This window comes from Peribacillus sp. YIM B13482, from assembly GCF_042787975.1.
Lineage (GTDB): Bacteria > Bacillota > Bacilli > Bacillales > DSM-1321 > Peribacillus > Peribacillus simplex_A.
The window spans coordinates 55,344-69,023 of the sequence record NZ_JBHZPF010000008.1 but is presented as its reverse complement, the minus strand read 5'-3'; the positions used below and the strand labels follow the sequence as shown (position 1 = coordinate 69,023).

Sequence of the window (13,680 nt, the reverse complement as noted above, 5' to 3'; positions counted from 1 at the left end):
GGGGTTAAAGTTCCTCTGTTTAATCTTTGATTATGGGTGGAAATATATTGGCGCAAATACTGTTATAACTTGTTCCGCAGGAATGATTAAATTCAGATAAAACCACTCTTTTAGATTGAATAAGGTTCAAATAAGTCAGAAAATGCTTAGAGGGAAGAAAATGCGGATTTACGAAAAAAAAACCACGAATATATTTCTTGCTACATCGATTCTATTTATTTTGTATCTCACTTTATTAGATCATCCGTCATTGGGGATAGGAAGCAATGCGGGCGGTATTAATTTAAAGCCATTTGTAGCTATAAAGATGTTTCCTTTCAAGGAAATGATAATCAATACATTAGGTAATATATTATTATTTGTTCCTTTTGGATTCTGTATTGCATTTAAATTCAAAAAACAATACCGGATTTTTAAAGTTATTATAAATGGTTTTTTGTTTTCATTAACTATTGAAGTTTTTCAATTGTTTCTTTCCAGAAGATGGACAGATGTAGACGATATTATTTTAAATACTTTAGGATCATTTTTAGGGTATCTTATTTTTTTAAAAATAGATAAAGTTCATTCACAAAAGAGAAGTTAAGACCATTTTGGAACAAACTGTGGGGTAAGAAATTATTGAGAAAAAATTGACAAAATCAAAACCCAAGCCAAAATATGCTTGGGTTTTGACTTTGTAAAAGAACGGAAAAGAAGATTGGAAGAAGCAAAGATGTTAAACTAACCCAGGTTCTTTCAATATAAAAATACAAATAAGGTGCTGCTATTACGTAGCACCTCAGCTTTTTTTGAAATTTCTTTAGCCATACTATTTACAAACGATTTATTCTTTCTTTGATTGTAACCAGTCTAAATAGTCATCCCTGAAAACCCTCTTGGACCTTTTTAAACGATTTAAAGGAAAATCGGGACTTCCCCTGTATTTATCGGCAGTTCTTTCACTAATATTTTAATAATTTGCCAAATGCTCTACATTTAATAATTCTGGTAGTTGTGATATATCATTCGTTTCGTTCGTTATTATTTCTTCCCTTCTCCAATGCATACTGCTACTTTCTTAGAACACTTGGGACACGTCAGTGTATCAACTCTATCTTCCATACCAGAAAAACGGGATACTACGCCAAACAGTGTTGGACAACTTTTACATAAATATGTATATACACCTTCCACTTTCAAATTTATCATTCCTTTGACTTATCATTTTTTAAACTAACAAATGATAAGTCAAAGGAGCCGATCTGATATCTGGTAGGCTTAAGCACTTTTCACTAATAACGCTTCTATTATTATGCTATACAGAAGGTACTCCATGGTAAAAGCCCTTCTCTAACTTATTGATTGTATAAATTAAAAACTCTTTTGTAGCATATGCTACTCAGTAAAATATAATATGTCTGATATTTGTCTTTCTTTTCCATCTGAAGGGTGATTTAAAATGTTATCCAAGTAATATAAGGTAGTACTGCCTCCTCCATCTAGATTGTACGCCCACGTTACTCCCATTGATTGAAATACTTTAACTAGCTCTGCAAACGTCATGCCACTAGATTCAGACGAACGACCATCTACCGTTATAATGATATATTCATATGGTTTCCTTTGACCTATCGCCGTTCTTGGCGCACGGACTGTTGTAAACCAATCTTGGTTCTTAAAAGAAGGAACCTTTCCATTTATCAATAACTCCGGCCCAAAATCAAAGGTATGTAATGCGCCTTGTTCAAGCATGTCCTCTGACGTTCTTCTTCCATCACCAATAAAGAGTTTGCCATTTTTTCTAACTTCTAGTGGAGCAAAATTTGATCTAAATAATTTTCCATCTCGAATAACAGTACTCCTGGATTTAAACTGAATACCAGCTCCATTAACTGCAAACACAGCTTTGTTTTTTTTTGCTATTTCGGATGTTTCCTCTTTTTTACTACTAAAGCTACCGCCTGCAAATGCAGATTTTACTTGTGATACATTATTTACTTTTATGGTAGAAACCCAATATTTCAGTTTTGATTTAATAACAGGTTGGATTCGTATGTTTAAAGTATTTGAATGATATTCGTAAGAACCATTAGAATTTAAATTTAAATCATTGGCCAAATCAGAGTTTTCATGTTTGACGTATCTTTCAGTATCAGGCTGAATTTCCTTGTCTGTTGCTTTACATCCATATAATAAAAATGAAAAAAATAAGATTACAATAATCTTCCTCATAGTCGCCATAATCCCCTCGCTGCTTGTTTCTTTAGTTTGCCGAACAATTTTATCACATTATGGATACAATAGGGGGAAAGTTACCCTACGGATACTTTAGATGAACCAACATTTTATCTCGAAGGAAAAGTTTTTTAAAATAATAATTACATTGAAGTGTTTAACTATTTATAATATCATAGGTATATTGTCTTTTTTTTTAAAATATAGGGTGTGACAAAGGTACCTGTAAAATATGTCTTAGAGTTACAAGTTCCGGAAAACATGGGGGAAAAGAATTGAAACAAGAAACAGTTTATGGTCGTCTTGAAAAGGGAAATCCTGTTTTATTGGATGGCTATTGTCTTTTCAATGGCACAAAGAGTATTAGTAAAAAAAGGAAAAACAATATGAAGTATTTCGTGTATAGTCAAGAAACGAACAATACGATTACTCTCTCAGAATATGAACCAATGACAATCTTACAAACAATCACTTTAACGAAAGGATATGTTAATAAAGAGGGGAAATTAGAGGATGAAAGAATCATTTTCTTCGTAGATACAAACTGCAAGCTTTCCTTTGTGAAAACACATCAAAAAAATCTGCAAATAGACAAAATGCTAGATAAAATAGAGAAAAGCCCGTTTTTCAAAAGTTTAGTATTCCTTTTATTCTTTCGCTTCCTATTTGTTGGGGTCATGCGTATCAGAAATTATTCGTTCAAAGAAGCATATTTATCGTTCGGTTACGATAAAAGCATAAATTTTAAAGTGCATTTTCTTTTTCCAGTCAAAATAAGAGAGAAATTTGCAATGAAGACAGGGAAGATATCCATACTCATTCATACTTACTGGACTTTCGTGCCAATGAAGGAAATTTATCAACATTATGTAAACACTAGCGATATTAATACGCCTATTTTTATCAAACTCAGTCACTCTGATCATAATTATTGGTATAATTTTAAATCAGACTCTAAGCACAAATACGATAAAAATCATTATCTGTACAACACCCGTTCCTATCGTTTGGGGAAGATGAATAGTGAACTTTTTATTCGAAAGTCTATAACAGGCCAATATGTTATCGTATTGACAAGTAAAATGGCTAAAAGCATTATAATAAAAGAAAGATTTGCTTATCTGATTAGCCTCTTTTCATTAAACAAAAAAAAATACGATATCTATTTTGAAAAGTTCAGTGCAGGGGCTTCGGAATCTGCCTTTGAACTGTTTAAATATGCATTCAAGATGGGGGATTCCTGCATTTATATCTTAGAAAAAAGCCACCCCGAATACCAAAATCTTAAGCAACGTTACGGCAGAGCCCTTGTTGAGAAAAATAGTGTTCTTGCTTTCTATCACATCTTTTTAGCAAGAAGTTTTCAATCTTCCGATCTTGTGGGACATATACAACGCCGATTGTACGATAATGATTACTTAATTAAGAAAAAGGTTCTTTCAACAGATAAAAAAATAATGTTACAGCATGGACCTTGTATGGCGACCAATATATTCGAACGTGGTTACTTTAACCGTAAAGTTCCGATAGCACCAGATTACATGCTCGTAAATTCCAATTTTGAGAAAAACTTATTCCTTAATAATACAGGTTATACGGAAAAAGAACTGATGGTAACAGGGCTGCCTAATCTTGATTTATATATAAAGGAACAAAAAAGTGAAAAAAATCAAATTACATTTATGCTTACATGGCGACCATGGGATCTCACAGGAAGCATTGAAGCTGGAAGCTATTTAGACCGGTATTTCTCATTCTTAGAATTGATTCAAAAAGAGAAGTTCTACATAGATAAAAAAATTAATATTATTCTCCATCCTAAATCAAGAATCATACTTCAAGAACAGTTCCCAGATATATATGATAAATACGAAGAATCGTTTTATATAGGGGACATAAAGGATGCTCTATTAAGCAGTAAAGTTGTCATATCCGATTATTCCTCTATTACTTTTTATGCGTTTGCAGGTGGAAGTAATGTAATCTTCTATTGGGAAGACAAGGCTTTGGCAGAAGTGGAATATGGCGCGCCAAACATTCTACAGAAAGAGATTGCTTTTGGAGGCATAGTGGAAACATTCAAGGATCTGCACTCTGAAATTGTTTCCAGTTACAATAACCCGCAATCTCCTTTCCATATTGCTCAATTTTCAAAACTAATGGAGTGCACAAGTGGTCACAATACAGAAAATACCTATGACTACATTCATAACATAATTTCCGAAAATGAACATAACCATTTAGAGGAAGAGGATGCATTTACTATTACTGAAAAGCAATCTTCTGCTTCTTGATTGTTCTGAATGGAACGTCAACCTGAGACAAAGAGGGTATTATATCAAGAAGAAGGCCACCAATTGGTGGTCTTTTGAATGTGCGATAATTTACATCATACATTCAAATTAGAGAACAATACCTTTGTTATCTATCGGTAAGTATAATTGCAAAATAGTTCTTATACTAAAAGTTCCTTCACTTCAATAAGAGAATTGTTTCGGCAGTTCTTTTTCAAACAGAAGGGGCAGGGGGAATTCTTACAGATATAACCTACATTGAAAGGGTCGAAAAGTGTATTTAATGTGTAAAAGATGCGGCCACAAAAGAAATAGTTACGTATCATTCCACATCATTAGATATGAATAACGTTAAGCGGCTAAGGCAGGCTGTGAATCACGAGTTCCATCCGAGTGCAATCCTGCATTCTGACCAAGACTTCCGATACACCCAATCGCTATTTCAAAACCAAATGAAGGAACTTCGCTAACCCAATCCATGACTTGCAAGGAGAACTGTTAGGATAATGCGGCGATGGAAAGTTTTTTTTGGTCACTTTAAAGATTTAGCAGAAGAATGCTCGCTTACTCGCAGGATTACACCAATAAATTGAATACCAACACCTGCTCATACCACTTAATCGCAGCATCCAAATCAGGCACAGCCAATACTGCTTCTTTGATTACATATATCGACCTCACGAAATTCTTTAAATTTCACTCTCTTCAAGCCTCCTATTATACTCACCTTTACTTATTAATCCTTTTGCATTACAGGTAAGACAATCTTTATAAATATCGTAGGAACCTGTTCCTGCATAAACATGGCATTTTTTCTATCATACAAAGAAAAAGAGAGTAGGAAACAGGGAATACAATAACATTACTTAAGCAAATAAATCCATTACATAGTTTACATGGGGTTAAAAATTTGATGGGAATTCATGTTTAGTATTAGGATTTCATGCACGCTTAGTTACTCTTGACCTAAGCAAAATAAAAAGAGCCCTAGGGCTCTAAAATAAACTATTAAAGATCAATTTTATCCATCCAATAAAAGAAATCCATAACGGTATGCTCAAAGATGTACCAAACAAAAGTCCTTTTAAGAAATTCCCTTCATTTTCACCTACCATATTGAACACACCTCTCGGCTTGGTTTTCTTGTGATAATTATAATTGAAAGCGCTTTCTTTGTACATTAGACATTTGAAGGAATTATTTTACATTTTAATCCTTGAGATTTAGCAGACAAGTTGAATCAGTCGGCTTTCTTGGAATTTAAACAATTAATTACCAGGATTTTGATATGATGCTGGATATTCTAGCTTTTTCAAAGTACCGCTAACTTGCTGTGAAGAGCATCTACAAAGATGTTGAACATCGCATCTTTTTAGCATGATCAGCAAGAAGATCATTCGTCATAATCGTTTTTTCTCATCACCTGAATCAAACGAAAAGGGACTTCCAAATCAGGTATATATTATCCGATATTTGTAAACTTCTTCTTAGTATCCCCCCTGATAATAAAATACCCCTTTGATGGCAGGACAAAAGGTTCATGGAGAGACCATATTTTTGTTTATCTATATCTGTCTACACGAAAAAAACTTATAATTTCACCATCTTCAAATCTCCTATAATATTCAATTTTACTTATCAGTCACAATCCCCATGTACGTATAAATGTAACTCCTACTTTTTTCATAAATATAAAAATGGGCGGTTGTAAATCTGATGCGATCTTTAAATTAACAGTATCATGCTGTATGGAGTTGGAACATAGAGTGTTACGATTCAGCTTTCCATGTTAATTTTATATTATTCCTTCCTGCAATTGGGGCAGTATTAAAAGTAACAGTTAAATTAGTTTTATCTGCTGTTACATACTTTATCCCTGCTTCACCTGCATCGTTACTAGCGGCATTTACTTGGAAGAATGAAGGTGTTTCTGTTAGACCATGCGCTATAGTTTTTGTAGTTAACATACCATCACCATTATATGTCAGGGTTCCTTTTTTCGTTTCAAGCCATTTTGACCCGTTCCACCATATAGGAACTTGTAAAGAAGTATCAAAATACATAAAACCGGTACTAATACCTATTGATGGTCTATTACTTGTAGTTCCTTGAGGTGTGAGGTTTAATTTCCAATAAGCTTTAATGTGAAGAGAACGTAAAAATCCTATTTGTCCTGAGTTTTTTACAATAAAAATCGGATTAATACTGCCGTCCAAATATACATCTATTTCTGAATTACCATCATATATTTTGGGGTTATATAACATGATGTTTTTACAAGTTGAATCTGCATGCAAAAGGTAATCCGCATTTTCTGTTGTTCCGGGTTTATAACCCAATAACATAGTACCAGTATTTATATTTACATAATCACAATCAGTTAAAACTAGAGTATTATTACCTTTACCTAGTTTATTTTGAAATTGGGAATTCTCAATACTCACACTTAAACAAGATACAAATTCAGCAGTCGCAATTCCGGTAATATAATCAGTATGACCAAAAGGGTAATTTATTGAATTATGAAAAACAGAATTTTTAAGAACAATACCACTTACTTTTTTGGCATAAATAACAGGGTTTGCATACGTTTTACCGGAAGGTGGTGCAGTTCCAGATGCATGAAATCCACCTGCGTACTCACTGTCGCTGTTTTGAATTACTATGTTGTTCGGAAGATAACTTGAGGCATTTACCCCTCCTTCGATTGTTTTGGTTCCGTCAAAATAGAACCCTCCGCCGTTCCCCCATGAATTGGAATTGTTAAAATAAATATTAACAAACGTTCCTTGTGCATAGTATCCATAACCAAAGAAGTTAGATAGAAAAATGCAGTTGTTATAATATACAGGTCCCGTGCCTGCGGTTGTTGGATCGAATTGAAAGCATGCATGGTCGCCCATATTTGATATTTTTATATCTTCAAATACAGTTATACCAAATGTGCCTTTGGTGTAGATACCATAGTTTTCAGGTATAGCTACAGTAGGTGCTTCTTTTCTTTTTATTGTGAATTTTTGGTACTTCGCACTTCCCCCTTGGTATGGCCTGTTGACCAATTTATTAATCGCAATTTCAAATCCCCATTTATTATGTTCAATATAAAATATAACCCCTTCTTTTGACTGACCAAGCAAGTCAACTAAAGGAGGAACTATAATTGTGTTGCTTAGGAGGTATTTTCCATTTGGAAAATAGACCGAGAGTCTTCCGTTATCAAATGCATAATTTATAGCATCCTGTATTATTTGTGTATCATCACTAGTACCATCACCTTTCGCATTAAACGGAGGTTGACTAACATTTACACCATATTGCCTAATGTGGCTATCAATTTGCTTTGAGATATCAAAAAGGCTTCTTTCTAGCCATACAGGTAATCCTACATCGCTTCCGATTTTAGTCGATGTTTCCGCCAACTTTGTGGTAACAACTGTAGTCTCATCCTTATGGGTGGCATTCTCCTGCAGTTCTTTCAAAGCCTCATATGTTTTATTTTGAAACCAATTTAAATAATCAGCTTGTGGACTTTCCTCTCCTTGCCAACCGACTGCCTTTTTGCTATTAGGAGGCTCAACACCTTGCTTACCCCATATAGGTAGCTTTTTTGAGAATCCCACGATATATTCACCTCTTTATCATATTGAGCTTTTCTTCCTTTAATTAATAATATGCTTTGTATGCACCACCTGTTCCACTGTCATCAGTAGAGTCACACTTCATTTGAACATTTAACTTGAGTATTGAAAAAGAGTTAAAGAAAAAAATCTTGAATATTATGTCAAAGTTGTGTTTGTGTCGGTAAGGGTTTATTGCAAGCTTCAGAAAACAAATATGGAATATTTGAACCGATTACCATAACTGATTCTTATAGCAGTAATAATATAGAAAATTTTGGTTATCTTTCAATTTGAAGTGCTTTATATTAAAATTATTACCTTTTTTATCTTCAGTAGCCTTATCAATATTATGATATTTACTTTACTTCATCCCACATTTGTATAAGTAATGCTAAAGCATAATTGGAAGAAAATTTTTCTCTTCTAAAGCAGAAACATCTGGAACACCGGAATAGGGTCAATCTTAGATGAGGGAAGTTGCTATGCTTTGATAGGTTCAATGGCTGAAATTCGGTTTTCGGCTTTCTTAATGCTTCCGGTTAGCACTCAAACGGGATTATTGTCAAAATTCAAACTCATGAAAGCTTTTTTGTATTTTAGTAACACTCGTACAAAGAGGGTATACCGGTATAAAGAAATCTTTGTGTTTTCAAGGTCAAGCAGTGACATCAAAAAAGTTGAATCGGTTTTGATATGTAATGAAGACAATCCGGATGGTTATCTAGTAATAAGTAAAACAAGAGTGGAAATGGATATGTAAAGTTTCCTTATATCTTTAATTGTAAAAAAATTGATATAGTATATCAATAAAGAGGTAATTTTAACTGGAGCAGAGAGGTAAGTACAACTTATAGGAAGTAGATGAGACGCATTTATGATGAGGAGCTTGATATGTCAGGCCATAAAGTCATTATTCCAGAGAGGTATGTAAGGAATAAATTTTCAGAAATTTCTCAATTTTGGTGTCTAAATATAATACTTTGTTTTTAAAATATTTGCAGATGAAAATTCAAAAATAATTTTATATCATTTAAAGAATCGAAGATATAGATTAATACTCATTGTTTTTAGGGTGAATGCTTCTAACTGTAGCAACAAGTAGTGAATAGGGTAAAAGCAGTTAAAGAAATATAATATTCGATTTCTTTGCACAACGCATGCTAGAGAGCTTATGAATGTTAAAAGTAAAAAAGAAAAAAAGGAGATGTTATCGTAAATTCTCCTTTTTAACGAGAGGTACATTTCCGAATCTCGATAAATTGTCGCATTTCCTCTTTCGATATACCTGATCCCATAACATCCTGCATAATTTCCAGCCACTCTTCATCCATGCTCTTGTCTGGTTGTTCATATAGCAGAGCATCAACCTTTATACAAAGGATTCTGGCGATTTTTTCCAAAACTAAAATAGTAGGGTTTGTTTGAAGGTTTCTTTCCAGTGAGCTTATATAGGATTTGGCAACGCCGGATTTTGCGGAGAGTTCACTAATTGACATTTTCCTTTCTTCCCTAAGCGACTTAACCCGATAACCTATCATATAGACCACACCTAACCATATATGAAATTAAAATATATTGATTTAAACTATCATTTTAAGTTTACACAGTTTTCATTCATTTTTAATGATAACTAGGCACTAAAATACTTATCTTATTTTTATATAGTAACGGATTTTCTTTTTTTGGTAGGCATTTAGTTAGGAGAAGTTTATATCAAATATTATAAAATGGGTCAATAACTAACAAAAATAGGTTGGTGTATACTTAGAATTATTGAAACTTAAGTAAAAAATATTTTGGAAAATGGGTTATAAATATGAGTTTAATGCAATATTTAAAAATTAGAAATTTTTCCTTTATATTGCCATTTTCTTTTTTGTGAAATTACTTGGCATTTGAAAGGTGGTTTGTAAGTTTTATGTAAATTCCCTTGAAAATACATAAATATAGGTAATATTATGGTATAATACAATAGGTCATTTTTAACATATCAGGAGGATGAAATGGAAGAAACTATTAGTATTCAAGATATTTTTAAAACATTAAAGAAGCGTTGGAAGCTGATCATGCTGCTGACATTAATTGCCGCTTTGATCAGCGGATCAATTTCTTATTTCTTATTAACACCCGTTTATCAATCTTCAACACAGATCCTGGTTAATCAGAAACAATCGGAAAACCAATTGGATTCGACTCAAATCCGATCTAATATCGATATGATCAATACATACAGTGTGATCATAAAAAGTCCTGCCATTTTGGAGAAGGTCATTGAGAAGCTTGAACTAGACCAAAGCGTAGATCAACTTAGCGAGAAAATCACGATTAACAGCCAACAAAATTCGCAGGTTTTCTCATTAACGGTTCAAGATACTAATCCGGCCAAGGCAGTTGAAATTGCCAATACGGTTTCTTCAATTTTCCAAAAGGAAATCAAGGATATTATGAAAGTCGACAATGTTAGCATACTTGCGAAGGCAGAAGTAAAGGATAATCCTGCTCCTGTAAAACCTAATCCAGTATTGAATATCGCTATTGCGGTGGTAGTTGGTTTGATGGCTGGAATAGGCTTGGCATTCCTACTAGAGTATATGGATAATACGATTAGAGACGAGAAGGATATTGAGACACTCCTTGACTTGCCATTACTTGGAGCTATTCAAAAAATATCGCAACATAAATAAAGAACTTCAGTGACATTAAGAAAGGAAGTGGGATTTTTGAGAAGTAAAGATGAAAAACAAGTAAATTTAATTGCGCAGACTAATCCTAAATCGCCTATTACTGAACAATATCGATTAATTAGGACAAACATACAATTCTCTTCAGTGGATAAAGAAATCAAAACCATTGTGATTACTTCATCGGAGCCTAATGATGGCAAATCGACGACAGCTGCCAACCTAGCGATTGTGCTTGCTCAAGAAGAGAAAAAAGTATTACTTGTGGATGCAGACTTAAGGAAACCATCGATTCATTATGCTTTTAACCTTAGTAATATACATGGACTTACTAGCGTATTGACAAAGAAAATGGACTTAAGAAAAACTATCTTGAATTCAAATGTTTCAAATTTAGACATTTTAACAAGTGGGCCGATACCACCTAATCCTTCAGAGTTATTAAATTCAAAAGCGATAGAAACAGCCATTGATGAACTGAAAGAAATCTATGATTATATCATTTTTGATACACCGCCCGTTCTAGTAGTCCCTGACTCACAGATTGTAGCCAATAAATGTGATGGCGTGATTATGGTAGTGTCGAGCGGCAAGACAAACAAACAAAGCGCAGTAAAAGCAAAGGAGCTTTTATTGAAAGCTAACACATCCTTGCTTGGAGTCGTTTTAAATGGCGTTGAAATGGATAACAGCAATTATTACTATTATAAATCTTAAATGAAATAAGACAAAATTCGACAAAATAACACCCTGTTTAATGGCAGTTTTATATGCTACGATTATTCAGGGTATTAATTCCTATCTGTTTTCTTAGTGATTAAGCCTATTATCCCAATTTGTTAAAAGGAAGTGTGTGAAATTTGATTGACATACATTGTCACATTCTCCCAGGAGTTGATGATGGATCCGCGGACATGAAGGAAAGCTTGAGCATGGCAAAGAAAGCGGTAGAAGCAGGAATCACCCATATATTTGCCACGCCACATCATTTAAATGAGAAATATGTAAATGTTAAGAGTAACATCATTGACCGTGCAGTGCGGTTAAATGAGAGTTTACAACAAAACAATATTCCTCTTATCATCCATCCTGGACAAGAAGTAAGAATACACCGAGACATATTTACTTCACTTGAAAACGAAGAAATCCTAACGTTAGACGATAATGGTACATATTTGCTGCTAGAGCTTCCATCGGGAAGGGTTCCTACATACACACAAGATGTAATTTATGAGCTGTTGCTGAAAGGAATCACACCGATTATCGTACATCCGGAGAGAAATAAGGAATTGATTGAAAATCATAAACTATTATTTGAATTGGCCCAGGAAGGCGCATTAACTCAACTTACCTCTGGCAGTATCATCGGGAACTTCGGTAAAAGTATCCAATCATTTTCGAAAAAGATAATCGAACATAATCTGGCTCATTTTATTGCAACAGATGCACATAACAGAGGCTCAAGAGGATTCACGTTACAACAAGCATATGAAACAATTACAAAAGTATATGGGATAGAACGTACATTTTATTTCAAAGAAAACGCTGAACAACTATTAAAGGATCAAAGCCCTGCTGTTGAAAAGCCCGTGCCATTCAAAAAGAAAGTTTTAGGAATCTTTTAGAATGATAGATAATTATAAAACGCTTTCATCATTATAATATAAGTTTTACCTATGTAAAACTATATGGATTTGAGTCAATATTTTGGACACGAAAAAGTTAAATCTTAAGCTGCATTTCTAATTTGGTCTTCAAATGCTTGTGGAGTTTTATATCCTAAGCTGCTGTGAATTCTTTTTCGGTTATACCAACCTTCAATAAATTGGAATATCGCTAATGTAGCTGTTTGGTAGTCTAGATACTAGACGTGGTTGACTTCTTCCTTTTTTAATATCGCATGAAAGGATTCAATACAGGCATTATCATACGGGCAACCTTTCTGACTAAAGGATTGCTTAATATGATGGTTTTGGATATGTTTAGTAAACTCACTGCTTGTATATTGTAAGCCAAGGTCCGTATGAAGAACTAAGCCCTTCGAGGGCTTTTGTGAAAAGTGAACGTTATTGAAAGCTTTTATGACCAGTTCTGTCGTCATAGAACGTGAAAAGGAAAACCCTACTACTTTTTCTTAGAATGAAGATCCAATACAGAAGCTATATAACACCATCCGTCTTTTAACGTGTGGATATACGTAATATCAGCTACCCATTTCTCATTAATGGTCTGGGTGGTAAAGTCTCGTTTAAGCAAATTATTTAACTGAATAACCTTTTCTTTAGATGGATAAGGACGGTATTTTTTCTTCGTGATAGAACGAATACTCGCCTTGCTTTCTAGGTAAATGAGATGAATTTGCTTCATTAGTCTTTGTTTTCCTGTTCGCGTTGGATACGATAAGTTGAAGAGAATGATAATGGCTGCTTCTTGGGATTTCTAGTATTTCACACATCTTCTGTACGGGATATAAATTCTTATGTTCCTCGATAAATTCGGTAAGATCTGTCTCGGTTACTTTTTTGCGAATATGGCCATAGCCTTTTTAAGATTTCAACTTCCTACTTTAACCGAAGGTTTTCCTTCTGTATGGCGGCTAATTCCTTCGGGGTCATGGACTCTTCCCCTAAACTGATAGGGGTAAATTCTTTAACTCATTTATAATTTGTTACTTCTGATACACCATATTCACTACTTAATTCTCTTACTGAATTACCCGAGTGATAAAGATCTACAATGGTCTTCTTGAATTCATTATTATATTTCTTCCCTGTATTCTTACGTTCCAATACGAACACATCCTCTCAAAAGTCATTGTAAGGACTTAACTAAAATGTGTCCATGAAACTATACTAACTCCAATATATT

At 33.8% G+C, this 13,680-nt stretch carries 8 protein-coding genes and 1 pseudogene; 5 read left to right on the top strand and 4 right to left on the bottom strand.

Going from position 1 to position 13,680, the window contains the following annotated elements:
- The first annotated feature begins 160 nt into the window (after positions 1-160).
- Positions 161-586, top strand: coding sequence for a VanZ family protein (locus ACFX4L_RS06665; RefSeq protein WP_377404354.1), 426 nt, complete (start codon positions 161-163; stop codon positions 584-586).
- Positions 587-1,377: 791 nt separating this feature from the next.
- Here the strand turns inward: ACFX4L_RS06665 and ACFX4L_RS06660 are convergent.
- Positions 1,378-2,214, bottom strand: a complete 837-nt coding sequence (locus tag ACFX4L_RS06660; RefSeq protein ID WP_377404351.1) for a phosphodiester glycosidase family protein — start codon at positions 2,212-2,214, stop codon at positions 1,378-1,380.
- Positions 2,215-2,777: 563 nt separating this feature from the next.
- On the opposite strand from ACFX4L_RS06660, the gene ACFX4L_RS06655 reads away from it, so the two are divergent.
- Positions 2,778-4,511, top strand: a complete 1,734-nt coding sequence (locus ACFX4L_RS06655; protein ID WP_377404348.1) for a CDP-glycerol glycerophosphotransferase family protein — start codon at positions 2,778-2,780, stop codon at positions 4,509-4,511.
- 1,769 nt (positions 4,512-6,280) lie between these two features.
- Here the strand turns inward: ACFX4L_RS06655 and ACFX4L_RS06650 are convergent.
- Together ACFX4L_RS06650 and ACFX4L_RS06645 are read right to left on the bottom strand one after the other, a co-directional pair.
- Positions 6,281-8,131 (bottom strand): glycosyl hydrolase family 28-related protein, encoded by a 1,851-nt coding sequence (locus tag ACFX4L_RS06650; RefSeq protein ID WP_377404345.1) that lies wholly within the window; start codon positions 8,129-8,131, stop codon positions 6,281-6,283.
- A gap of 1,226 nt (positions 8,132-9,357) precedes the next feature.
- The gene (locus ACFX4L_RS06645; protein WP_377404342.1) at positions 9,358-9,669 is read right to left on the bottom strand and encodes a helix-turn-helix domain-containing protein; all 312 of its coding nucleotides are present in this window, start codon (positions 9,667-9,669) and stop codon (positions 9,358-9,360) included.
- A gap of 465 nt (positions 9,670-10,134) precedes the next feature.
- On the opposite strand from ACFX4L_RS06645, the gene ACFX4L_RS06640 reads away from it, so the two are divergent.
- The 3 genes from ACFX4L_RS06640 to ACFX4L_RS06630 all read left to right on the top strand — a co-directional run bounded on the left by ACFX4L_RS06640 (position 10,135) and on the right by ACFX4L_RS06630 (position 12,437).
- The gene (locus tag ACFX4L_RS06640) at positions 10,135-10,815 is read left to right on the top strand and encodes a YveK family protein (protein ID WP_377404339.1); all 681 of its coding nucleotides are present in this window, start codon (positions 10,135-10,137) and stop codon (positions 10,813-10,815) included.
- 36 nt (positions 10,816-10,851) lie between these two features.
- Complete coding sequence (locus ACFX4L_RS06635; RefSeq protein ID WP_377404336.1) at positions 10,852-11,529, top strand: CpsD/CapB family tyrosine-protein kinase; 678 nt, start codon at positions 10,852-10,854, stop codon at positions 11,527-11,529.
- A 143-nt stretch (positions 11,530-11,672) separates the two neighbouring features.
- Complete coding sequence (locus tag ACFX4L_RS06630; RefSeq protein WP_377404333.1) at positions 11,673-12,437, top strand: tyrosine-protein phosphatase; 765 nt, start codon at positions 11,673-11,675, stop codon at positions 12,435-12,437.
- Between the two features lie 104 nt (positions 12,438-12,541).
- Here ACFX4L_RS06630 and ACFX4L_RS06625 read toward each other — a convergent pair.
- A pseudogene (locus ACFX4L_RS06625) lies at positions 12,542-13,601 on the bottom strand (IS3 family transposase).
- Between the last annotated feature and the right edge of the window lie 79 nt (positions 13,602-13,680).

What these genes read in the sequence shown, in the direction of transcription:
- ACFX4L_RS06665 (WP_377404354.1), top strand. Translation starts at nt 161, where the DNA reads ATGCGGATTTACGAAAAAAAAACCACGAATATATTTCTTGCTACATCG.
- ACFX4L_RS06660 (WP_377404351.1), bottom strand. Translation starts at nt 2,214, where the DNA reads ATGAGGAAGATTATTGTAATCTTATTTTTTTCATTTTTATTATATGGA.
- ACFX4L_RS06645 (WP_377404342.1), bottom strand. Translation starts at nt 9,669, where the DNA reads ATGATAGGTTATCGGGTTAAGTCGCTTAGGGAAGAAAGGAAAATGTCA.
- ACFX4L_RS06640 (WP_377404339.1), top strand. Translation starts at nt 10,135, where the DNA reads ATGGAAGAAACTATTAGTATTCAAGATATTTTTAAAACATTAAAGAAG.